Source organism: uncultured Eudoraea sp. (assembly GCF_947258525.1).
Taxonomy (GTDB): Bacteria; Bacteroidota; Bacteroidia; order Flavobacteriales; family Flavobacteriaceae; genus Eudoraea.
Map to the genome: position 1 here is coordinate 1 of NZ_CAMYIP010000126.1, position 22,115 is coordinate 22,115.

A 22,115-nucleotide genomic window follows, 5' to 3' on the forward strand; every position below is an offset into this window, starting at 1 on the left:
TACTCGATCATTATTTAGATGGTGCTATAGAAGCCGAAGCAGATGCAATTTGTGACGGAAAGGAAGTGTATATTATTGGAATTATGGAACATATAGAACCCTGTGGGATTCATTCCGGTGATTCTAATGCTACCCTGCCTCCGTTTAACTTAGGCGAGTTTGTAATGCAACAAATTAAGGATCATACCAAAAAAATTGCCCTTGCCTTGAATACTGTTGGCTTAATCAACATTCAGTTTGCTATTAAGGATGATATGGTCTATATCATTGAAGCAAATCCAAGAGCTTCCCGAACAGTTCCTTTCATAGCAAAGGCTTATGGAGAACCTTATGTGAATTATGCTACGAAGGTTATGTTAGGAGAAAAGAAGGTAAGTGATTTTAAATTTGATCCAAAGCTAGAAGGCTTTGCCATCAAGCAACCTGTTTTTTCATTTAATAAATTTCCGAATGTGAATAAAAACCTGGGACCTGAAATGAAAAGCACAGGTGAAAGTATCTTGTTTATAGACAGTCTGAAAGATGATGAGTTCTACGAGCTGTATTCCAAGCGTAAGATGTATCTGAGCAAATAGGATGAAACAGTTATATTTTTAAATCGGAAAGAAATCTACATCTAAGGCTTTTCCCCGGAAGATTTTATCCTCCTTTTTTGAATGCCGTAGGCTTTAGAAGGATTAACTGAGATTAAAAGATTTATATCATCCTCAGAAAATCCTTTTGACCTGAGTATTGGAAGCAAGGTTTTGAAGATAGGAGTATAGGGTTTAATTTTTTGTTCATTTTTTTGAGGGTCATACCAACCGGCATCGTGTGATATAAGAATTTGATCTAAAAAACCGTTTCTTTTCGCATATACCAGTTTTTCGACATGTTGGTCTATTTCCCAACCTAAACCATCAAGGCTTATCCAACAACCTGCTTTAGCTGCTTTTTCAAAATTTGTTTCCTGTTCCTCTGCTTGGGCATGTACCCAAATAAATGCGGTAGATGATACACCTTGTTCTGAAAGAATCTCCAATTGTGGCCAAAGTGCAAGAGACTTTCCCGTATGTGAGGCAATTGTTAGACCACTTTTTAGGTGACATAGGGCTGCGGCTTTTACCAGCTTTCTATGCATGGGACTTAGGGAATCCGTATTGTCTACGCTTATTTTAATAAAACCGGGTTTTATGGTGGTGCCGTCAATTCCATTTTTGAATTCCTCTACCCATTGCTCTGCCAACTCTTCGGCTGTATTTTTCCAGGCATAGGCCGGTATAAACTTATTATTCCGAGCTCCATAAAGCCCGGTATTCGTAATTATTTTTAAACCTGTTTTGTCGGCAAGTTCCCTTAATAGGAGTACATCGCGGCCAAGGAATTGAGGGGTAGCATCTACAAAGTATTTCACATCAAAATCCTGAAGTTCTAATAGAAAAGGAAGTACCTGCTCTACAACTTCGGACTTTTTCCAGGAGTCAGGATTAATACTGTCTGCACCAATAAAATCAACCAATATGTGCTCATGTGATAACCAGATATCGCCTTGTTTCACTGCATTCAAGCCGTTAATATCCTGAATGAATAAAGGTTTGGTTTGCGCTACTGCGGCTGTGACCATTAGTAGGAATAGACAAAGACAAAGGGATTTTGTTCGTTGAGCTTTCATTTCATGTCTAAATTTGATCTCTGGTTTTCATGAACACAAATATGCTTTTGCAAAATCAGCTCCAGTCAGTATGGAAGATTCCCTCTTTGTCTATTCTTTCATAGGTGTGTGAACCGAAATAATCTCGCTGAGCCTGAATAAGATTTAAAGGTAATCTGGCCGAAGTATATGCATCAAAATAACTAAGGGAATTAAATAGCCCCGGCATGGGAATCCCGTTATTTGCTGCAAACGCCACTAACTCCCTGGCGGCAGCCACAGTATCCCTTATCTTTTCTTCAAAAGCAGGTGATAAAAGTAGATTGGTTAATTCCTTGTCCTCCTCAAAAGCATTGGCAATATCTTCTAAAAGTGCTGCCCTTATAATACAGCCGGCTCTCCATATTTTTGCTATTTCTGCTAAGCTGAGCTCATATCCATATTCATCAGAAGCTGCCTTTAATTGATGCATTCCTTGCGCATACGTTATAATAAAGGCAAAGTACAGGGCTTTTTCAGCATTTGTAATAAGTTTTTGCTTTTCTGGTAAGTCAATTGAACCCTGGTCATACTTTTTTGCTGCCAGCATCCTTTCCGTTTTAAGAGCGGAAATCTCACGCATGCTAACTGCAATATCTATAGTTGGGATCGGAATTCCAATATCCATGGCATTTTGCGAAGTCCATTTACCTGTACCTTTTTGCTTGGCCTTGTCCAAAATTTTATCTACCAACATGCCTTGTCCAAAAGGATCTTCTTTCTCAAATATTTGTGCACTTATTTCCACCAAAAAGGATTGTAACCGTCCTTTATTCCATTCGGAATATACCTTATGCAATTCCGCATTGTTCAGTTGCCCCCCCTTTTGTAACAGATCATAGAATTCTGCGGTTAATTGCATCAAACCATACTCTATGCCATTGTGCACCATTTTAACATAGTTGCCGGCAGATTTTGGCCCCATATAAGCCACACAGGGCTCATCATTAAATTTGGCAGCTACTGCTTCAAAAATCGGTTGTACTTCTTTATAAGCCTTGCTGGAACCTCCTGGCATAATGCTGGGGCCATTTCTAGCACCTTCCGCGCCACCCGAAACACCGGCACCAAAAAAGTTAATCCCTTTGGATTGTAAATAGGCTTCTCTGCGGTCCGTATCGGTGAAAAATGAATTGCCCCCGTCAATTATAATATCATCAGCAGATAAATAGGGCAACAAGCTTTCAATTACATTGTCTACGATCTTCCCAGCCGGTACCAGCAACATAATTTTACGGGGTAAGGTCAGGGCATTTACAAAAGTGCTAATATCTCCAGATGCATTTACTCTTGCCACATCTCCGCCCTCATTTATCAGAGCACTTACTTTTTCAGGATCAAGATCATATCCAAAGGCTTTATAATTGTGGTCTGCAACATTTAAGATAAAATTGCGACCCATTACACCAAGGCCAACCAGTCCGAAATCGTAGGCATTATTTTGCATAAGAATGAATTTATAGTTTGTTTCGACTTAAGGTTGACAGCACAAATTTCTTCAATTAATGAAGTAAATAAATTTTATCTTAGCCAAAGGCGAGAATTAAATATAATTTAAAATTCTTATATAAGATAAATTGAAATTTTCTCCTAGGGTATAATTTATTAAAAAATTGACTAATCTGACTATGACTATAGTTGAAAATCAAATGCTGATAATTTTCGGCGCTTCAGGTGATCTAACTTCAAGAAAGCTAATCCCCGCCTTGTTCGACCTTTATAAAGGCAATTATTTACCTAAGAACTTTGTCGTTTTAGGTACTAGCAGAAGTGCTTTAAGCGATCAGGAGTTTAGAGATAAGGTGGTTGCCAATAGCAAATATCTAAAGGAGAAGCTTAATAGTCATGATGAAGCCTATGTAAAAGCTTTTGCCAATAGGATCTTTTATACTGAAATTGGAAATGATTACAGTTCAGAATACATCGGATTAAAGGAGCGGATCACCATGCTAAACGAAGAGCATGGTACGGAGAATAATTACATGTTTTATTTATCGACTCCACCGAATATTTATGAAACTATTGCGATGAATCTGGCTGCTCAGGAATTGGCAGATGAGTCACAAGGCTGGAAGAGACTGATTGTGGAAAAACCATTTGGTTATAGCTACGAAACCGCCAAAAAATTAAATACCGGATTACAAAAATATTACAGTGAGCCTCAAATTTACAGGATAGATCACTACCTGGGTAAAGAAACCGTTCAAAACCTTTTGATAACCAGATTTGCAAACAGCATCTTTGAGCCCTTGTGGAATAGAAATTATATCCATCATGTTGAGATTACTAATGCAGAGACTGTGGGGGTAGAGAAAAGAGGTGGCTACTATGATAAATCTGGTGCACTACGTGATATGTTTCAGAATCACCTTTTGCAAATTATCTCCCTGGTAGTAATGGAACCCCCTATTGATGACAAAGCAGAAGAAATTCGGAATGAGAAAGTAAAAGCCCTGAAGTCTCTGAGGATTATGAGAGATGAGGGAACCCTATTTAAAAATACTATTAGAGGACAATATTTGGCTTCGGATTTTATGGGTGAACAAGTTCCTGGTTACAGGGAAGAAGAAGGGGTAGACCCCGAATCTACAACGGAAACTTATGCAGCTATTAAGTTCTACATCGACAACTGGCGATGGAAAGATGTACCTTTTTATGTCCGTACGGCCAAGCGAATGCCAACAAAGGTTACCGAAGTAGTGATACATTTTAAATCTCCACATCATCATATTTTTAGTGAATCAGGAATTATTGACAAAGACAATAAGTTAATTATTAGAATACAACCTGATGAAGGAATATTAATAAAATTCGGGGTTAAAGTTCCCGGGCAGGGTTTTAAGGTAGAGCGAGCAAATCTAGAATTTTACTATTCAGGCTTGTCCGAGAAAAACGTCATGAATGCCTATGAGCGACTTTTGTTAGATGCTATGCAGGGAGACCCAACTTTATATGCAAGGGCAGATGAAGTAGAAGCAGCCTGGGAGTTTGTAGATCCAATTTTGGAATACTGGAAGAACGGAAAAGATGTGAAAACCTATGGCTATTCATCCGGTCTCTGGGGGCCTCAAAATGCCGACGAACTTTTTGACGGTCTTTATAGTTGGAGAAACCCCGGGGAACACCTGGCAGATGATCCTGGTTTCTGCGTAATATATTAAGCCAAGGATATGAAAATCAATATATCGGAATCTAAAAAACAAACGGCCAAATCATTTTCAGAATACCTTGCTAAGCTTGTAGCTAAAAATAATATTTTACATGTTGCCTTGTCTGGTGGAAGCACTCCAAAAGAAGTTTTTAAGGAATTGGCAGAACATTTTAAAAATAAGATAGATTGGTCAAAAGTTCAATTCTATTGGGGTGATGAACGTTGTGTCCCTGCTGATGATGCAGAGAGCAACTACAAAATGGCCAATGAATATCTATTTTCTAAAGTAGAACTACCCTTGGGAAATATACACCGCATTAAAGGTGAGAACAAACCGGAGGAAGAAGCGGCACGATATGCAGACCTTTTAGAAGCCAAGCTGCCTGTTTATAATATGCAACCACAATTTGATCTCGTAATACTGGGTATTGGTGATGATGGACATACTGCTTCTATTTTTCCAAATCAGATTAGCTTATGGAACTCTCAATCGTATTGTGAAGTTGCAGAACATCCGGAAACGGGTCAGAAACGAGTATCTCTTACCGGAAATATTATAAATAATGCCAAAGAAGTGGCCTTCTTGGTAACTGGTCAAAATAAGGCTCAAAAAGTATTGGAGATAATTGAGAAGAAAGGAAACTACAATTCATACCCTGCCGCACTTGTTGCGCCCAAAACTGGCAGGTTAAACTGGTTTTTAGATTCAGAGGCGGGAAAATTAATTGAATAAAGCTGAATTTAATATTCAGCTGTTTTGAGAAACTCTTTTGAATCTGTGAGTTAGTTATTAAAATGAGGAGATTTTTCAAGTTTTACCTCTGTAATAAAATATTTTGTATCGCCCCACCAGGAGAATGTAGAATATCGTTCCTCGTAATTCAGTTTAACATAGGCTCCCTGATATTCTTTCAGCTTTTCAATAACCTCTTTCTTTTTGCTGGAAACGGAAAACTGAAATATTTGTGCACCGGAGATACCCTGGCTTAATTCTCCTTCCCATGTTTTAAAAACCACGCCTTTATGACTTATTTTTATTAACTCCCCGGATCGGACCCCTTCGCTATAGGGCACATAATAAACGAAAGCAAAGTATGAGGCAAAAGCTAAAATGATAATGGTAACTCCAATAAACAATGCTTTTTTCATTCGTACTAATTTAGTTTTTCATCAAAATCATCTTGCTGTGCTCGTTCAAGATATTTGTCTGGCAGGGATTTTTTGGCTTTAGCACCCATTTTTTTCAGTTTTTCAATGCTGGTTATAATATTTCCGCGGCCTTCTACCAATTTATTCATAGCGCCTTTGTATTCTGTCTTAGCCTCATCCATTTTTTTGCCCACCTTAGTCAAATCTGTTATAAATCCTTCAAATTTATCATATAAAGCTCCCGCCTGTCTGGCAATTTCAATGGCATTTCTTTGTTGCTTTTCATTGTTCCACATGCTATCAATAGTGCGAAGTGTTGCTAATAAGGTGGATGGCGTAACAATGACAATGTTTTGTTCAAAGGCCTTATTGTAGATGGAATTGTCATAGTTTATTGCAATTGCAAAAGCGGGTTCAATAGGAATAAACATAAGAACAAAATCCGGGCTTTCCATTTCATATAGATCTTCATATTTTTTTGAGGATAGCTGATCCACATGGGTCTTTATAGAACCTATATGTTCTTTTAAATATTTTTCCCGCAATTCTTCTTCAGCATTTATGTATCGTTCATAGGCCGTAAGCGACACTTTTGCATCAACGATCATTTTTTTACCATCTGGGAGATTAATTATTACATCTGGCAATACCTTGCTGCCATCCTCCCTGGTAAAACTTTGCTGAACAGAATATTCGCGTTCTTTTTCAAGACCGGATTTTTCCAGGACCCTCTCCAACACTAATTCTCCCCAATTTCCCTGCATTTTACTGTCTCCCTTTAAAGCCTTTGTAAGATTTTCTGCTTCCTGTGTAATCTTTAGATTTTGACTTTGCAGATTTAATAATTGCTCTTTGAGAGAAGAGTGGATGCTAATATTTTCTTTTTGACTTTTTTCAACTTTGTCTTCAAATGTTTTGATCTTTTCCTTTAAAGGATTGAGGATGTTCTCTATGTTTTCTTTATTCTGCTTTGTAAATTTCTCAGATTTTACATCCAGTATTTTATTGGCCAAATTTTCAAATTCTTTGGTAAATTTTTCCTGAAGTTTATCTACCTCTGCCTTCTGTTCTGTATTTTTTTGTTGCAAATTTTCCATTTCGGCTTCATACCTGCTTATCTGAATCCCTAAACGCTCCTTTTGAGAACGCAATTCACGGGTCTCATCAATGCCCAATGCCAACCTTTTCTCCATTTCTGTAAGGTTGTTACGGAGTTGTTGTTCACGTTCCAGAAGGGTGCTCTGACTCGATTTTGTCTTAAGATTTTGGATGTAGTTACCTAAAAAATAACCGGCTACCAAAAAAACTAAGGCAAGTATACTATAAACCAAATAGGCTTCCATATAATTCTGATTCTGGAAAGTAAAGATAATTGATTAACATTAAATTCAGCGATGACTAAGCTTACTTATTAATCTTAAATGAACCCGATTCGGGGTTAAAGGTAATGGTATCTTTTGGGAATAAATCCTCAAAACTTTTACTTTCAATAAGTTCACAGGGAGCGCCAAAATTATTATTCTCCCTATTCATCACAAATATTTTATCACATAACTGGATAGCCAGGTCTATTTCGTGGGTAGTGTAAAGAACCACTTTTTTAGTGTCGTGAGCAATTCTTTGTAATAGTTTTAATATGTGCACTTTATGGTAGAGATCCAGATGTGTGGTGGGCTCATCCAGAAGAATAATTTCGGTATCCTGAGCTAATGCCCTGGCTATCATGACCTTTTGAAGTTGCCCATCACTGAGTTCATAACATTTATTATGTTGTAAATGCTCTAATTCCAACATATTGATGGCTTTTAGGATTTTAGATTGATCATCGGCTGATAAAGTCCCGATCCAGTTGGTATAGGGATGTCTTCCTAAGCTAACAAGTTGTAATACGGTCAGATTTTTTGATGCAATCGGTTCTGTTAGCACAACACTTACAAGGGTTGCCAACTCATCTGACTTTAAGGATTCGATAGGTTCATTGTTTATCAAGATTGAACCTGATAATTTAGGCTGTACACGTCCCAAAGTTCGCAACAGTGTTGATTTGCCAATTCCGTTTATGCCAACAATTGCACCAAGCTCGCCTTTTTTCAGTCCAAAACTAATATGGTTAGCTATAAAAGTCTTCTTTTTGCGAGAAGCATATCCAATAGACAACTTTTTAGCTTCAATGATAATATGTTCGTTTTTTGCTGAAATTGTTTAGAAGTTTTTATTGATTAAAATATCATTTTTTTCTTTCTTACCAATAACCATATAACCACTGGTGCTCCTACCACCGAAGTTATAGCGTTTAATGGCAATACATAGGATGAAGAAGGTAACTGAGCAATTAAATCACAAAGTAACAGAAGTATTGCCCCGTATACAAGTACGGCAGGTACTAAGATTTTATGATCGGTTGTATTGAAAATTTGCCGGGTTAAGTGTGGCACAGCCAGTCCAATAAATGCAATGGGGCCGGCAAATGCCGTTACTGCCCCGGCGAGTAATCCTGTCGCTATAATTATTATGAAACGGGTTTTTTTCAAATGAACACCAAGACTTCGCGCATAATTTTCTCCAAGAAGCAAGGCATTAAGTGATTTCACGGAAATAATACTCAAGAGAATGCCAATAAGGATAAATACTGATAACAGAGCCAGTTGAAATCCTGATAAATTCCCCACACTGCCAAATGCCCAAAAGATATATTGTTGCAATTTATCAGCATCTGTAAAATAGGATAGGACACTCACCAGGGCGGCTGTAATACTGCCAAACATCAATCCAATAATGAGCAAAGCCATGGTATCTTTAACTCTTGTCGCTACGCCAATTACAGCCAATAGAACTAAAAAACTTCCTATACTCGAAGCAATAGCAAGGGAAACATCATTGATGACTTCAAAAATAAACCACTGAGAAAAAAGTGTAGATCCCATGATTAAGAGTGCTGCTCCCAAACTCGCGCCTGAACTTATTCCCAAAACAAAGGGCCCGGCCAGCGGATTCCTGAAAAGAGTCTGCATTAACAAACCACTAAGGGATAGTCCACTACCTACCAAAATAGCAGTAAAGGCCTTTGGAATCCTGTAATTCCATATAATGTACTGCCATGATTCGTTTTCAATCTGTCCACCTAGAATGCTTGTCAGAGTATCTTTAAAAGGAATGCCTACAGATCCAAGGCTAAGGTTAAGCACAAAACAAAAAAGTAAAACCACAAATAACAACAGAAAGGGAAACAGGTATGTATTTGATCTTTTCACTGTAGTAAAGGTTTAAAGAAGAAAAGCTCATGTTCCGGTAGTAATTCGGGATGAAAAATGTAAATAAGATCTTTTAAGATCAAATCAGGCCTGGCAGGGCCCAATTCATAAAATAACATCCCACCGGTTTCTCCCTTCGTATTCGCAAAGGTGTAAATTTTTTTCTCTTTATAGGCTTTGAACCGGTTATAATGCCTGCTTGCCTTATCGAGTTCATTATAGGAAATAAATTGCGAAGGAGATATCCAGAAAGATGCATCAACTGCTTTTGCGAGAACACTTTCTACACTTAGTGAAAGGCTTCCTGTTGCATTTGTATCACTCCATAAATAATCTGCATTGGCATCATTGATGAAGCTGGCCGCCCAACTTTTCCCTCCCGGGAGATACCAGACATCTTTATAAAGAGCCCCGCTAAGCACTGTAGGTTTGTTGGTCGCTTTCTTTGCGAGAGCCTTTGCAGTTAAATAATTTTCTTCTGTAACCTTAAACAGATTTTCAGCCTTTTCTTCAAAACCAAAGAAAGGAGCAAAGAATTTAATCCACTCCGCCTTGCCCAGGGGTGTTTCTTCTGTCCAGTCTCCATTGTAAACAATTGGAATATTTGAACGCTGAAGTGTTTCATAGGCCCTGTTCTGATTATTTATACTGAAACCCATTACCAAATCGGGATTTAGGTTTATGACCATTTCTGTATTAATAGACTCGTTATTGCCCAAATCTGTAATTTTTCCTTTATCTATTTTTTTCCTGGTAGCTTCTGAAGAAATATACCTTGTTTCAGGAAAACCAATAAGTTTGTCTATAACGCCCAGATTTTCCAAGGCCGGGATATGAGTTGTTGAGGTGGCGATAATGCGTTCTACAGGAACATTAATAATTGCATCAAAATCCTTTTCGTTGAGTTGTGGTTGTGTTTTAAGTTCTTTAGGAACTAAAGCATAAGTAAAGGCTTCATCTGCATCGGGCCAGGGAGAATATACCTTTATTATTGTAATTCCCGAAGCAGGCTTCTCAATGGAGAATCCTTTTGCATAATTGATGGTCACAAAATTCTTTTTTATGGTTTCAGGTAAAGAATTCTCATTTTTCTTTTTACATGAAACAAAGGCCAGAAGCAGATAAAGTAAGCCGATATATTTTATTGCGTATGAATCCATAAACTCTTCCGCAAGGTAACAAAAGTCACATTTCCAAAATTGCTTATAATCTAAATTTGTTAAAAATTCCCATATGGGAAGAGATTCAAACATTATCATCTATGTCATAGGAGGAATTATTATACTTCACTTCGTAATAGGAATTCTCTGGCTTATCCTAAAACTAGGAAGGAAAAACAACCCCGACTAAAGAAATAATGCTACTTTAGTCCAGAATTTGGTTTTCAAATCTTTTGTTAGAATTGAAATTAAAAGGGAATCCGGTTAGAATCCGGAACTGTTCCCGCAACTGTAAGCTTAGTTCCTTTTAACAGGAATGCTTGTAATCACTTCAATACCACTGTATGCGTTCATTTTATTGGACATTCACGGGAAGGTTGGTTGCAAGACGCAAGTCAGGAGACCTGCCCTATTCAACAAATAATGTTAAACTTTCGGGATAAAAGTTAACGTATAGGAAAGACATCTGTACAATTTTCCCGTAGAACTATTAAGGTATAATGGTAAAAAAACACGCTATTTTTTGCGTTTTTTGTTTATTAATTACAACGGTTTCTTCCCAGATACAAATCGATTCCATGGAATTGCAGGAATTGGACGAGGTTGTTGTCAGTGATTCAAGATTTCCAATTAAAAGAGAGAATTCCGGGAAAACGGTTATTAAAATCAGCTCAGAAGAACTGGAAAATAACCAGGGAAAGACCGTAGCTGAGATTATAAACAGCAAAAGTGGGATTGAAATAAATGGGAGCCGCAGCAGGCAAGGTGAGATTTTGGGTGTTTTTTCCCGAGGTGGCAGAGGCAGACAGGTATTAATCCTAATAGATGGTATCAGAGCTTCAGATCCTTCTTCTTTTTCCCAGGAATATGATCTTAGATTACTGGCTACATCCGGTATAGAATCTATTGAAATAATTAAAGGAGCTGCGAGTACCCTATATGGTATGAGTGCAGCTACGGCCGTAATAAACATAAAGACCAAAGAAGCTTCGGATAAAAAAATAAGTGGAGATTTTCAATCAAGTATTGGGACAAACCAATCTTCATCTGATCAGAATTACAATATTGCAGAGTTTAGTAATTCGGCCGCGGTTAGCGGATCTCTTGGCAATTTTACATATTCTCTGGGTTTTTCAAATGCATATACAAATGGATTATCATCAATTATAACCGAAGCTAACGAAGAAGACCCTTTTTCGAGATACAATATTGATCTAAAGCTGGGGTATTCATTTAAAAACAAAATCAGTCTAACTGTTTATGCCAATAAAACGAATTTGAATAGTGCTTACGACGAATCTTTTGGTTTTGTTGACGCTCCCTATACCTTTCTAACAGAACAAAAGAGGTTGTGGCTATCTTCAAAATGGAAATATAAAAAAGGAGATTTAAACTTAAACGGTTCATTTACGAATTATAAGTCCGATAATAGGAGTGCTTTTCCTTCTATGTTTGAAGGAAATAATTATGTGATTGACCTGTTTAACAGATATACTTTTGATGAAAGCATATACGCCATTTTAGGAGCAAATTATAATCTTGACAGAGCTGATGTCAATGGAATTCAGGAATTTTCGTTGATAGATCCTTATGCAAACCTGGTTTATGTTTCACCATTTGGATTGAATATTAATGCCGGAATGCGGCTTAACATCCATTCTGAATATGGTACACAAATCGTATACAATTTAAATCCGTCTTACTCAATTGCTTTAGACGACGGCTATTTAAAATTTATGAGTACCTATGCCACCTCCTACATCACACCTTCCTTAAGCCAGTTATTTGGAATGTTTGGAGCTAACCCACTTTTGGAACCGGAGACTAACCGAACAGCAGAAGGAGGTCTGGAGTATAAAGCAAATAGTTCATTGAGGGTTAGTGCTTTGTATTTTAATAGGAAAGAAGAAAATTTTGTGTTCTTTGACAATGCGCTTTTTCAATATTTTAACGCCCTAAATACAATTAATGTGCAAGGTTTGGAAGCCCAGTTAAACTGGGTGCCACTTGAACATATGAATATTACTGCCAATTATACTTTTACCGAAAGAAAAGGAGATAATGCCATCAGAATTCCTAAACATCGTGTAGACGCAACTGTGGGTTATAACATTTCAGCCAAATCCTTTTTATCACTTACCTATTCTTTTATAGGAAAGCGTCTGGATACAGATTTTAACACTTCTGATGATGAGGTCCTCGATCCTTTTTCAACCTTTGGTATTTACCTGTCACATGAAGTAATGACAAACAAACTCAAATTCTTTCTAAACTTAGAGAATGTGTTTAATACGAACTTTACAGAGGTAATAGGATTTACAACAAGAGGGCGGAACCTTCGATTGGGACTTAATTTAAAACTTTAAGCTAATGTTATTTCAAATCAAGATTAAGATGAATTGGTTTGTCCAATACCATATTATCTTTCATTGGGGCAAACATTTTAGAACTTGTATATAGTTTAACAGGTGTTTTTACAGTAAAATCCCTTTTCCCAGAAATACCTGTAATTTCTTGAATGGCCCTGGCAAGCAATGGTTCATTTTCATCTCCTAAAACTCCCAGGTTTTCCAAATCCTCTCTTAATTCAATATCCGGGTCAAAACCTGCTGTATAATCCGAGAAGCCCACGGAATTTTCATTCCTTCCTACCAAAGGTTGAATTGCCCAATTATTGTCCGGGTTAATTCTATCTTCTCTGGAAGGGGTATATATAAATGGAGCCCCGTCTCTGTTCGGATCGTCTACCATAGTAAGTGAAAATTCATTCTTACCCCTGGTCGTTGTCCCTATTTTAATAACCTCAATATATGGATCTAATCCATTAATTACCAATTCACTCGCAGATGCAGAGCTGCCCGTTGTTAATATATAGACCCTGTTTAAGTTTAATGTGTTTATTGCGGTTCCCGCCCCGGTCTTGTCCGCAAAATAGTCAGCCAGCTGTTCTTCACTAAAAGCTTCCTGTAGTTTTTCATTCCAGCGCTGCCTTATGTACAAATTATTTGTATTTGTACTGAAAACCATACTGGATAGTAAGCGTGATGAATTTACAGATCCACCGGGATTATAACGAAAGTCCAGTACCAGATCAGTTACGCCATCGGCTAATAATTGACCGAATGCATCGTTCAAAGTTTCATCAAACTCATTTGTGAAACCATTATACATTAAGTACCCTATTTTTTGATTATTGATATCGAAGGATTTTACTATAAAAACAGGATTTTCAACTAATCCATCCTGTTTGGTCAATTCCACACTTTTATCGTTAGGTGTAATCACACCATCGGCAATATCAGCCATATTTAAGGTGTAGGTAGCATTTTCACCGAATAAAAGGTCGCGGTAATTACTTTCATTCAAACTTTGTCCATCCACACCTGTAAATAATTCTCCCCGCGAGATGTCTTTGGTTGAAGCATCAGAATTTGGAACAATGTAACGAACATATCCAAAGATATCCGTATCGTTTTCCCCGTATAAAAATAAGCCAAACTCCAGACCATTGCTTCGTGAAATTCCTGAAAGATTTTCTGTCAGTGTTTTGTAATCGTCACTATAAAAGCTAAACCGATCTTCTGAAAAACGCAGTTTATTGTCGAAAAAATCAGCGGGATCTAGTTCGGAAGCAAGAAATTCAATGTATTCCTCATTGGTAGGAAATCGGTCATCTGCCAGGTCAGCTACGTCTGACTGCCAAAAATACCAGATATTCATGGCTTTCCACATAAAATCCTGAACATTGACCGAGGCACCACCCGGACCATTTATGGTAATATCATCATCCTTATTACAAGAAATTAATAGGGCAGAGATACCTAAAAATAAAAGTAAAATCTTCTTCATCATTCTTTTTTTGCGCAAGTTACTTAGTTTTAGCAACAATTATTCCAAATTTAATATTCCTTAACATTATTTTCCATCTATTTCACATACAGTCCTTTAAAAACCAAAAATTAGTAGTTTTATGGGGTCAAAGTACTGACATCTGCAGAAATAAAAAATTTTTTGTAACAAAATTCGATGTACTTCGTCTTGATTATGTAAAACACCTTGAATGGTCTATACAACAACAGAACAACCGATAATGACGCAATCAGAATTTTTAAATGTGGTAATGCCTTTTAAAGACAAGTTATACAGATTGTCAAAAAGATTACTCATTTCGTCAGAAGAAGCTGAAGATGCCACTCAGGAGGTACTTATGAAATTGTGGTCCAAGAATAGCAATATTGCGAATTATAAAAATGTTGAGGCCTTTGCGATGACCATGACTAAGAACTTTTGTCTTGATAAGTTAAAATCGAAACAATCGAGTAACCTCAAACTGGTTCATAGTAATTACGAAGATGGTAGTACCTCATTGCAGAAACAGCTGGAGGCAAGAGATAGTATAAGTTGGGTGGAGAAAATAATGGAGGAATTGCCTGAACAGCAAAAATTGGTGTTGCAATTGCGGGATGTTGAAGAATACGATTTTAAAGAAATTGCAGATTTACTGGAAATGCAGCCTACAGCAGTAAGAGTAGCACTTTCCAGAGCAAGAAAAACAGTAAGAGAAAAGTTAATGCAAAAACATAGTTATGGAATTGGATAAAATTCAAAAATTATTGGAAAAGTACTTCGAGGCAACTACCACGGTGGCTGAGGAGGAACAATTGAGAGATTATTTTTCAAAGGATTCGGTTGCACCGCATCTGGAACAATACACTCCAATGTTTACTTACTTTTCTAAAGCCAAAGACGAACGGTTTACCAAGCAGGTTCCATTAAAACCTAGAGTATCATACTACAAATGGATTTCTATTGCAGCAGTAGCAGTTATGGTCTTTGGAATATTTTTCGGTAATGATTACCGGGAACAAAAAGAGGCAGAGTATGCCTATAATGAAACAAAGAAGGCATTAAGCCTGTTGGCACAGAATTTGGAACGTGGTACCGAAAAAGTGGCCTATTTAAATGAATTTGAACAAACAAAACAAAAAATTTACAACAACAATTAAAATTTAAATGATGAAAAAGTATATTCTAATAGTAGCAATGGCAGTTTTACCCCTTAGCGGTTTCTCACAGTCTATTTTTGATAAATTTGAGGATTCGGATGAGGTAAGTTCTGTAATAGTGAATAAAAACATGTTTAACCTTTTGGTTAAGATGGATGTAGATGTGGATGATCCGGAAGCTCAGGATTTTATGAATATTGCAAAGAGCCTAAGCGGGCTGAAGGTATTCATTACAGAGGATAAAGCGGTTTCTGCTGATATGCAGGCAACAGTAGACAAGTATCTTAAATCTTCTTCCTTAGAAGAACTAATGAGGGTAAAGGATAAAGACACAAATGTTAAATTCTATGTGAAAAATGGCAAAGACGAAGATCATGTAAGCGAACTGTTAATGTTTGTTACAGGTATCGATAATGTAGATGTGGAAATTAATGACAGAAAGATTGAAACTGTTCTTCTTACTTTGACCGGAGATATTGATCTTACTAAAATAGGTTCACTTACAAAAAAGATGAATTTACCGCAAGAATTAAACAAAGCGGAAAAAAAGAACAAATCGTAATAGCAGATCGAAAAAAGTGGTAATTAAGCATTGGTGAAGATAAATTTTCAAAACCGCTTAATTGCCGCTTCTATCGGTTTTGATAAAACATAAAGATCAATAAAATGAAAAAAATAGTAATGGTTATCGCGGGAGTTGCCTTATTGGCGCTTTCTGCCTGTTCATCAAAACAGAGTCTCCAGGAATATTATGTCAACAATTCAGAAAATCCTAACTTCATTTCACTCGATGTTCCTACGAGCATTCTCAATCTGCAGGCAGAAGAATTGTCTGAAGTACAGCAGACGGCATTACAGTCATTGAAAAAATTGAATTTATTGGCTTTTAGGAAGACCGGGGAGAATGGAGCGGAGTATGAAGTTGAAAAAGCAAAAGTAAATGCAATTCTAAAGAATGATGATTTTGTTGAACTTATGAAATTAAACTCACAGTACGGAAAGGGAGTTATAAAATATGTGGGTGATGAAGATGCAATAGATGAGGTAATTATTTTTGGAAGTAGCGATGACAAAGGTTTTGCTCTTATCAGGGTCCTAGGAAAGGATATGAACCCTGCATATATTGTACAATTAATGAATGCCATACAAAAATCTGATTATAAAGGCGAAGGACTTGGAGAAATAGGGGAATTTTTAAAGGGATAGCTCAACTATTTTTATATACAAGGCCCGCGTGGAATTAATCCACGCGGGCTTTTATTTTGTAAAACTGAAACTAAAAAAAATGGGTTATCAGATTAAAATTTCTCTGGCCTATTTTATATCTTACCGCTCTTAAAAACTATAAAATCTATTAATAATGGAAAACGCAGAAATCTGGATTGACAAAGGAATTGACTTTATTATAACATACGGTCCCAAACTTATTGGCGCCATACTGATTTTCATCATTGGATCTTGGGTAATAAATAAAATAATTGGGGTTTCCAGAAATGCAATGTCCAAAAGTAAATACGAGGAATCGCTTCAAAGATTTCTTTTAAATCTTTCTTCATGGGCATTGAAGATCTTATTGATTATAATTGTGATCTCTACATTAGGAGTAGATGTAACAACATTTGCTGCAGTAATTGCGGCTGCAGGTCTGGCGGTGGGACTCGCATTGCAAGGATCTTTATCTAACTTCGCCGGGGGCGTTTTGATCATGATTTTCAGACCCTACAAAATAGGTGATTTAATTGAGGCACAAGGAGTTCTGGGAGTAGTTAAAGAAATTGAGATTTTCACAACCAAACTTATTACACCTCAAAACAAATTGGCAATTGTTCCAAACGGAGCTATGGCCAATGGTAATATAGTTAATTACACGGCTGAGGGTAAAATAAGAGTAGATGTTGAAATTGGAGTGGACTACGGCGAAGATATAAAAAAGACTAAGGAGGTTTTAATGAGCGTTCTTACTGCTAATGAAAAAGTATTGCAGGAACCCGCACCTTCAGTTAATGTGGCTGAATTAGCAGATAGTTCCATAAATTTTGCTATACGGCCTTACGCTAAACCAGAGCATTACTGGGATGTTTATTTTAGTACCGTTGAAGACTGTAAAATTGCTTTAGATAAAGCCGGTATTGAAATACCTTTCCCTCATTTACAAATACTGAAAAAAGGATAGTAAAAACTATTATTGAAGATATAATAGTATAAAAAACACTGTCTTAGAAATAGAAAAGAATCCTTTCTTAAATTCCGGTATAATTACCGGGGCTGATATTTTTTAATTCAGTTTTCAGCTCTTGGCTTATCTCTAATTGATCAATAAATTCTGCTATTGATTCCTTCGTAATACGGTTATTGGTCCGTGTGAGCCCTTTTAATGCTTCATACGGATTTGGATATCCCTCTCTCCTGAGGATGGTTTGCAAAGCTTCAGCCACAACCGCCCAGTTATCCTCCAGATCTTTTTCAATTTTTGTCTTATTCAGCAATAATTTACTAAGTCCTTTTAGTGTAGCCTTAAAAGCTATTAAGGTATGTGCAAAAGGGACACCCACGTTTCGCAACACAGTGCTGTCGGTTAAATCGCGCTGTAAACGAGATATTGGTAACTTCGAAGATAAATGTTCAAAAATTGCATTGGCAATACCTAAATTACCTTCGGAATTTTCAAAATCTATAGGATTTACTTTGTGTGGCATTGCTGAAGAACCTACTTCTCCTTCTTTAATCTTTTGCTTGAAATAATCCATGGAAATGTAAGTCCACATATCCCTGTTTAAGTCAATTACAATGGTATTGATACGTTTAAGTGCATCAAATAATGCAGCCATATGGTCATAGTGCTCTATTTGAGTAGTTGGGAAAGAATGAGATAACCCCAATTTGTCCTGAATAAAATTTTGACCAAAATTTCTCCAATCTACCTCCGGGTAAGCTACTTTATGAGCATTGTAATTCCCGGTTGCCCCACCAAATTTAGCTGCACTTGGAATGTCATTTAAGAGGTTAAACTGTTCCTCGAGTCTTACCACAAAGACATTAATTTCTTTACCCAAACGTGTAGGAGATGCCGGTTGGCCATGAGTTCTTGCAAGCATTGGGATATTTTCCCAACTTTTAACCAAAGTCCTTAGCAAAGCTGTTAACTCCATAAATAAAGGCACATAGGCCTCATTCATAGCTTCTTTTATTGAATAAGGTATAGCAGTATTGTTAATGTCCTGAGAAGTAAGACCAAAATGGATAAATTCCTTATATTCTTCCAGCGCCAATGCATTGAACTTATCCTTAATAAAATACTCCACCGCTTTTACATCATGATTGGTAGTTTGCTCTATTTCTTTAATGGCCAAAGCATCGTCTAAGCTAAAGTTATTAAAAATATTTCTGAGGGAATTGACTTTTTCCTGAGATAATGCCGGGAGTTGAGGCAATTCCAATTCGCAGAGCGCTATGAAGTATTCAATTTCTACCATAACCCTATATTTTATAAGGGCTTCTTCTGAAAAAAAGTTTGCAAGTGATTGGACTTTGGACCTGTATCTGCCGTCAATCGGTGAAATGGCGTTTAATTGATTTAACGACATATGATTTAAGATTGATTATTTTTTGAAAAATGTAAAGATACTTATATGCTTGAGAGATTAAAAGTATATTAGTATGATAGTTGGGATTTTTAAATTAAGCTAATTCGATTGTTTAGGTAATTTTTTATTAATTCTACTATTTCTTAGTGATTAATGTAAGAATTTGTCTGGCTCTGGCTTTATATGCAGCGCTACCTGAATGGTAATTTTGCTCCAATAACATTTGTAATTCTGGCTGAATCCAATCAATTTTTTTACTCATCAAATAGAGGCACGTCATAGAGTAGGCCTTAGCCGCTACTTTATGTTCACCTATCAACCAATCAAAACAGGATGTGGTTATTCTATCCAGGTGACGTTCTTTCAATGTAGTCTGGACCTCATTTTTTGATTTGGAGAAAAAAGCCGTCATGAGAATTTCACAAATTTTTGCCATTGGTCTTACGGATGAATTTAAATGTACTTTAGATATTCCTAAGGTAAAGTCATCAATATATAATAGAATTAGATGAATGTCTTTTTTAGCGATAAATTCCAAAATCCAGCAGGCTTTTGAGGAATAAACCCGGTCATCCTCAAACGCTATGGCCATTAAAGGTGTAACTAAATGAGGATTATTAAGTATAACCTGGGTAACTTCAATGCGTTTAGCCCGGGTGCCGTCTACATAATTTAATGATTTCAATAAATCAGATTTAGTCACAAAATGTTGTATTTTAGTCCTTCAAAAGTACCCCCAAATGAAAGTAATGAAAAAAATAGCAAAATTGCTATTACTTCTTTTTATTGCCATCCAATTTTTCAGACCGGAAAAAAACATTAACCAGGGTAATCATTTAGCATCTTTCATAAATGAAACTAATCCACCTGAAAATGTAAAAATCATTTTCATAAACAGCTGTTATGACTGTCATAGTAACAACACCGAATATCCCTGGTATAACAATATTGCACCCGTTTCATGGTGGTTATCAAATCATATCAAAGATGCCCAGGTAGATCTGAATTTATCTGATTGGGATAGTTATGACAAAATGCAAAAGAAACACAATTTAGAAGAAATAATCGAGGTAATTGAAGCGAGAGAAATGCCACTCAAACAATATATTTGGTTTCATCCGGACGCCGGACTTACCGGGGAACAAAGGGAAGCTATAATGGAATGGGCAAGGAGTACTAAAGTTCTTTACGAACTAGGTCCGTTACCAAGATAGGAACTCCTTTCGCTGCGGTAGAATTAATAATTGTAAGATTTTCAAAATCTGAAGTATTTATGCTTGGTTTAGGGTCTATAAAATAAATGGGTATTTCAGGCCTTGCATAATTCAGCAGTCCCGCCGCAGGATATACCTGCATAGATGTCCCAATAATAATTAGAATATCTGCTGTTGAAGTAATTTGTGCGGCCTCTGGTAACAATGGGACTTCTTCTCCAAACCAAACAATATGAGGGCGCAGTTGAAATCCTTTTGAGCAAGTTTCACCTAGCTTCAGATCTTTCTTCCAATCCAATATCAATCTTTCATCACCAGTGCTTCGAACTTTCAACAATTCGCCATGAAGATGGAGAACATGAGAACTTCCGGCCCGTTCATGCAAATCATCTATATTCTGTGTTATAATAGTGACTTTGAAGTGCTGCTCTAGTTCAACAAGCATTTTATGCCCGGGATTAGGAGCTACTTCTAACAATTGCTTTCTCCTTTGATTGTAAAAATCCAAAACTAAGGAAGGGTTTCTCGCAAAACCATATGGAGAGGCAACTTCCATTACATCATGACCCTCCCAAAGGCCGCCAGCATCGCGGAAAGTCTTAATTCCGCTATCTGCACTCATTCCGGCTCCAGTAAGTACAACAATTCTTTTTTGCATGATTTTAAGTCTATTATAAAGATACATTTTTATTAAATTAGAGTTATGATAGATCTTGATCTGCTTTCCTATTTGGAAACCTATATTACACCAGAACGGCTACAACGATTCAATGATGTTTTAAGTGAGCGCACAAATTATATTACGGTTGCCATTGAGGATGTTTTTCAGATGCATAATGCAAGCGCAGTAATTAGGAGTTGTGATGTTTTTGGTATTCAGAAAGCGCATATCATAGAAGATCGATTCGGACAACGTCTCGACAAAAATATAGCGATGGGAGCTCAAAAATGGGTAGATATAGAAAGATATACTACAGCTAAATCCTGTATACATAAATTGAGAAAAGATGGCTATAAGATTGTTGCTACCATTCCGAATAATGATGCCACCTTGCTGGAGGATTTTAAGTTAGAAAGTAAAGTTGCCCTGTTCTTTGGAACAGAAAAAGAAGGTCTAAGTCCTGAGGTTCTGGAGCAGGCTGATAGTTATTTGAAAATACCTATGTGGGGATTTTCGGAGAGTCTCAATATCTCGGTTTCCGCAGCCATTATATTATATAACTTAACACTTCAACTCAAAAATTCTACATTACCATGGCATCTGAGCGAACGGGAAATTAGGGAAAAACGTCTTGATTGGACTAAAAAGTCTATTAAGAGTATTGATAAGATTATTGAAAGATATAGGATAGAAAACTAAATTTCACTATATTTAGAAGTAACTAATTAACTCATAAACAGATGGATACGATTTTATATATTCTAGCTGGTATAGTTGTTCTTATTTTCATTTTAGCTATGATTGCGCCAAAAGGCTATGATGTAAACAGAAAAATAACGGTTAAGAAGCCTGTTCCGGAGGTATTCGAATATCTTAAGTCTTTAAAAAATCAGGATAATTGGAGCCCTTGGGGTAAGAGAGATCCTAATATGAAGAAGGAATTTGTGGGTTCCGATGGTGAAATAGGTGCTACCAGCAAATGGGAAGGCAATAAGGATGTTGGTAGTGGCGAACAGGAAATAAAACGAATCGTTGAAAATGAAGTCATTGAAAGTGCGTTACGTTTTCTAAAACCCTGGAAGTCTCAGTCTGACGCTTATTTAAGGGTGAAAGAGGCCGGTGAGGGCGAGACAGAAATTACCTGGGGTTTCTCTGGTAAAAATAAGTTCCCAATGAGTATAATGATGCTATTTATGAATATGGATAAGGCTGTAGGCAAAGATTTTGAAGAAGGATTAGCAAGTTTAAAAGATATATTGGAACATTAAAT

The 22,115-nt window shown here is 36.8% G+C and carries 22 protein-coding genes, 1 pseudogene and 1 riboswitch; of the genes and pseudogenes, 12 read left to right on the forward strand and 11 right to left on the reverse strand.

What is annotated here, in order from left to right:
• A pseudogene (locus Q0X89_RS09670) lies at positions 1-575 on the forward strand (carbamoyl-phosphate synthase large subunit); the annotation flags it as partial.
• Positions 576-616: 41 nt separating this feature from the next.
• Here the strand turns inward: Q0X89_RS09670 and Q0X89_RS09675 are convergent.
• Both Q0X89_RS09675 and gndA read right to left on the reverse strand, forming a co-directional pair.
• A complete protein-coding gene (locus Q0X89_RS09675; protein ID WP_297693544.1) occupies positions 617-1,603 on the reverse strand; it encodes a phosphotriesterase in 987 nt (328 codons plus the stop codon).
• Between the two features lie 103 nt (positions 1,604-1,706).
• Complete coding sequence (gene gndA / locus Q0X89_RS09680; protein ID WP_297693546.1) at positions 1,707-3,116, reverse strand: NADP-dependent phosphogluconate dehydrogenase; 1,410 nt, start codon at positions 3,114-3,116, stop codon at positions 1,707-1,709.
• Positions 3,117-3,297: 181 nt separating this feature from the next.
• Here gndA and zwf point away from each other — a divergent pair, with 181 nt between their 5' ends.
• The gene (gene zwf, locus Q0X89_RS09685; RefSeq protein ID WP_297693548.1) at positions 3,298-4,830 is read left to right on the forward strand and encodes a glucose-6-phosphate dehydrogenase; all 1,533 of its coding nucleotides are present in this window, start codon (positions 3,298-3,300) and stop codon (positions 4,828-4,830) included.
• A 9-nt stretch (positions 4,831-4,839) separates the two neighbouring features.
• Complete coding sequence (gene pgl / locus Q0X89_RS09690; protein WP_297693550.1) at positions 4,840-5,553, forward strand: 6-phosphogluconolactonase; 714 nt, start codon at positions 4,840-4,842, stop codon at positions 5,551-5,553.
• A 50-nt stretch (positions 5,554-5,603) separates the two neighbouring features.
• Here the strand turns inward: pgl and Q0X89_RS09695 are convergent, their stop codons facing one another.
• From Q0X89_RS09695 to Q0X89_RS09715, 5 genes are all read right to left on the reverse strand, one after another.
• Entirely contained in the window at positions 5,604-5,969 is a 366-nt protein-coding gene (locus Q0X89_RS09695) for a 6-phosphogluconate dehydrogenase (RefSeq protein ID WP_297693552.1), read from the reverse strand.
• A gap of 5 nt (positions 5,970-5,974) precedes the next feature.
• Positions 5,975-7,312 carry a DNA recombination protein RmuC gene (gene rmuC / locus Q0X89_RS09700; protein ID WP_297693554.1) on the reverse strand — a complete coding sequence of 446 codons (1,338 nt, stop codon included), beginning with the start codon at positions 7,310-7,312 and terminating at the stop codon, positions 5,975-5,977.
• Between the two features lie 61 nt (positions 7,313-7,373).
• Positions 7,374-8,126 (reverse strand): ABC transporter ATP-binding protein, encoded by a 753-nt coding sequence (locus Q0X89_RS09705; RefSeq protein WP_297693556.1) that lies wholly within the window; start codon positions 8,124-8,126, stop codon positions 7,374-7,376.
• A 62-nt stretch (positions 8,127-8,188) separates the two neighbouring features.
• On the reverse strand, positions 8,189-9,220 hold the full coding sequence (locus tag Q0X89_RS09710) for an iron ABC transporter permease (RefSeq protein WP_297693557.1): 1,032 nt from the start codon (positions 9,218-9,220) through the stop codon (positions 8,189-8,191).
• Positions 9,217-10,380: an ABC transporter substrate-binding protein gene (locus Q0X89_RS09715; RefSeq protein ID WP_297693560.1), complete on the reverse strand. Its 1,164-nt coding sequence runs from the start codon at positions 10,378-10,380 to the stop codon at positions 9,217-9,219. The genes Q0X89_RS09710 and Q0X89_RS09715 overlap by 4 nt, the downstream gene beginning before the upstream one ends.
• Positions 10,381-10,581: 201 nt before the next feature.
• Positions 10,582-10,807, forward strand: a riboswitch (cobalamin riboswitch).
• Between the two features lie 151 nt (positions 10,808-10,958).
• Between Q0X89_RS09715 and Q0X89_RS09720 the strand changes: the two genes are divergently transcribed.
• Positions 10,959-12,746, forward strand: a complete 1,788-nt coding sequence (locus tag Q0X89_RS09720; protein ID WP_297693562.1) for a TonB-dependent siderophore receptor — start codon at positions 10,959-10,961, stop codon at positions 12,744-12,746.
• Positions 12,747-12,753: 7 nt separating this feature from the next.
• On the opposite strand, the gene Q0X89_RS09725 is transcribed toward Q0X89_RS09720, so the two are convergent.
• Positions 12,754-14,229, reverse strand: coding sequence for a S41 family peptidase (locus Q0X89_RS09725; RefSeq protein ID WP_297693564.1), 1,476 nt, complete (start codon positions 14,227-14,229; stop codon positions 12,754-12,756).
• A gap of 241 nt (positions 14,230-14,470) precedes the next feature.
• On the opposite strand from Q0X89_RS09725, the gene Q0X89_RS09730 reads away from it, so the two are divergent.
• The 5 genes from Q0X89_RS09730 to Q0X89_RS09750 all read left to right on the forward strand — a co-directional run bounded on the left by Q0X89_RS09730 (position 14,471) and on the right by Q0X89_RS09750 (position 17,559).
• The gene (locus tag Q0X89_RS09730; RefSeq protein ID WP_297693603.1) at positions 14,471-14,980 is read left to right on the forward strand and encodes a sigma-70 family RNA polymerase sigma factor; all 510 of its coding nucleotides are present in this window, start codon (positions 14,471-14,473) and stop codon (positions 14,978-14,980) included.
• Positions 14,967-15,386, forward strand: a complete 420-nt coding sequence (locus Q0X89_RS09735) for a hypothetical protein (protein WP_297693566.1) — start codon at positions 14,967-14,969, stop codon at positions 15,384-15,386. The genes Q0X89_RS09730 and Q0X89_RS09735 overlap by 14 nt, the downstream gene beginning before the upstream one ends.
• Before the next feature lie 10 nt (positions 15,387-15,396).
• Entirely contained in the window at positions 15,397-15,948 is a 552-nt protein-coding gene (locus tag Q0X89_RS09740) for a DUF4252 domain-containing protein (RefSeq protein WP_297693568.1), read from the forward strand.
• A 104-nt stretch (positions 15,949-16,052) separates the two neighbouring features.
• Positions 16,053-16,592, forward strand: coding sequence for a DUF4252 domain-containing protein (locus Q0X89_RS09745; RefSeq protein WP_297693570.1), 540 nt, complete (start codon positions 16,053-16,055; stop codon positions 16,590-16,592).
• A gap of 154 nt (positions 16,593-16,746) precedes the next feature.
• Positions 16,747-17,559 carry a mechanosensitive ion channel domain-containing protein gene (locus tag Q0X89_RS09750; protein WP_297693573.1) on the forward strand — a complete coding sequence of 271 codons (813 nt, stop codon included), beginning with the start codon at positions 16,747-16,749 and terminating at the stop codon, positions 17,557-17,559.
• A gap of 67 nt (positions 17,560-17,626) precedes the next feature.
• Here Q0X89_RS09750 and purB read toward each other — a convergent pair whose 3' ends face one another.
• Together purB and Q0X89_RS09760 are read right to left on the reverse strand one after the other, a co-directional pair.
• Positions 17,627-18,970 carry an adenylosuccinate lyase gene (gene purB, locus Q0X89_RS09755; RefSeq protein WP_297693575.1) on the reverse strand — a complete coding sequence of 448 codons (1,344 nt, stop codon included), beginning with the start codon at positions 18,968-18,970 and terminating at the stop codon, positions 17,627-17,629.
• Between the two features lie 136 nt (positions 18,971-19,106).
• On the reverse strand, positions 19,107-19,655 hold the full coding sequence (locus tag Q0X89_RS09760; protein WP_297693577.1) for an adenylosuccinate lyase: 549 nt from the start codon (positions 19,653-19,655) through the stop codon (positions 19,107-19,109).
• Between the two features lie 64 nt (positions 19,656-19,719).
• On the opposite strand from Q0X89_RS09760, the gene Q0X89_RS09765 reads away from it, so the two are divergent.
• On the forward strand, positions 19,720-20,184 hold the full coding sequence (locus Q0X89_RS09765) for a heme-binding domain-containing protein (RefSeq protein WP_297693579.1): 465 nt from the start codon (positions 19,720-19,722) through the stop codon (positions 20,182-20,184).
• Here the strand turns inward: Q0X89_RS09765 and Q0X89_RS09770 are convergent.
• Complete coding sequence (locus Q0X89_RS09770; protein WP_297693581.1) at positions 20,147-20,842, reverse strand: NAD-dependent deacylase; 696 nt, start codon at positions 20,840-20,842, stop codon at positions 20,147-20,149. The two genes, Q0X89_RS09765 and Q0X89_RS09770, sit on opposite strands and share 38 nt — an antisense overlap.
• A gap of 45 nt (positions 20,843-20,887) precedes the next feature.
• Between Q0X89_RS09770 and Q0X89_RS09775 the strand changes: the two genes are divergently transcribed.
• Positions 20,888-21,544, forward strand: a complete 657-nt coding sequence (locus Q0X89_RS09775) for an RNA methyltransferase (RefSeq protein ID WP_297693583.1) — start codon at positions 20,888-20,890, stop codon at positions 21,542-21,544.
• A gap of 41 nt (positions 21,545-21,585) precedes the next feature.
• Positions 21,586-22,113 carry an SRPBCC family protein gene (locus Q0X89_RS09780; protein ID WP_297693585.1) on the forward strand — a complete coding sequence of 176 codons (528 nt, stop codon included), beginning with the start codon at positions 21,586-21,588 and terminating at the stop codon, positions 22,111-22,113.
• The last annotated feature ends 2 nt before the right edge of the window (positions 22,114-22,115 follow it).

Excerpts from the sequence above, each read along its gene's own strand:
- Q0X89_RS09675 (WP_297693544.1), bottom strand. The coding sequence starts at position 1,603 with ATGGTCACAGCCGCAGTAGCGCAAACCAAACCTTTATTCATTCAGGAT.
- Q0X89_RS09720 (WP_297693562.1), top strand. The coding sequence starts at position 10,959 with ATGGAATTGCAGGAATTGGACGAGGTTGTTGTCAGTGATTCAAGATTT.
- Q0X89_RS09750 (WP_297693573.1), top strand. The coding sequence starts at position 16,747 with ATGGAAAACGCAGAAATCTGGATTGACAAAGGAATTGACTTTATTATA.
- Q0X89_RS09770 (WP_297693581.1), bottom strand. The coding sequence starts at position 20,842 with ATGCAAAAAAGAATTGTTGTACTTACTGGAGCCGGAATGAGTGCAGAT.
- pgl (WP_297693550.1), top strand. The coding sequence starts at position 4,840 with ATGAAAATCAATATATCGGAATCTAAAAAACAAACGGCCAAATCATTT.
- Q0X89_RS09745 (WP_297693570.1), top strand. The coding sequence starts at position 16,053 with ATGAAAAAAATAGTAATGGTTATCGCGGGAGTTGCCTTATTGGCGCTT.
- Q0X89_RS09695 (WP_297693552.1), bottom strand. The coding sequence starts at position 5,969 with ATGAAAAAAGCATTGTTTATTGGAGTTACCATTATCATTTTAGCTTTT.
- Q0X89_RS09765 (WP_297693579.1), top strand. The coding sequence starts at position 19,720 with ATGAAAAAAATAGCAAAATTGCTATTACTTCTTTTTATTGCCATCCAA.
- Q0X89_RS09735 (WP_297693566.1), top strand. The coding sequence starts at position 14,967 with ATGGAATTGGATAAAATTCAAAAATTATTGGAAAAGTACTTCGAGGCA.
- Q0X89_RS09715 (WP_297693560.1), bottom strand. The coding sequence starts at position 10,380 with ATGGATTCATACGCAATAAAATATATCGGCTTACTTTATCTGCTTCTG.
- gndA (WP_297693546.1), bottom strand. The coding sequence starts at position 3,116 with ATGCAAAATAATGCCTACGATTTCGGACTGGTTGGCCTTGGTGTAATG.
- Q0X89_RS09730 (WP_297693603.1), top strand. The coding sequence starts at position 14,471 with ATGACGCAATCAGAATTTTTAAATGTGGTAATGCCTTTTAAAGACAAG.
- zwf (WP_297693548.1), top strand. The coding sequence starts at position 3,298 with ATGACTATAGTTGAAAATCAAATGCTGATAATTTTCGGCGCTTCAGGT.
- Q0X89_RS09740 (WP_297693568.1), top strand. The coding sequence starts at position 15,397 with ATGAAAAAGTATATTCTAATAGTAGCAATGGCAGTTTTACCCCTTAGC.
- Q0X89_RS09775 (WP_297693583.1), top strand. The coding sequence starts at position 20,888 with ATGATAGATCTTGATCTGCTTTCCTATTTGGAAACCTATATTACACCA.
- purB (WP_297693575.1), bottom strand. The coding sequence starts at position 18,970 with ATGTCGTTAAATCAATTAAACGCCATTTCACCGATTGACGGCAGATAC.
- Q0X89_RS09725 (WP_297693564.1), bottom strand. The coding sequence starts at position 14,229 with ATGAAGAAGATTTTACTTTTATTTTTAGGTATCTCTGCCCTATTAATT.
- rmuC (WP_297693554.1), bottom strand. The coding sequence starts at position 7,312 with ATGGAAGCCTATTTGGTTTATAGTATACTTGCCTTAGTTTTTTTGGTA.
- Q0X89_RS09780 (WP_297693585.1), top strand. The coding sequence starts at position 21,586 with ATGGATACGATTTTATATATTCTAGCTGGTATAGTTGTTCTTATTTTC.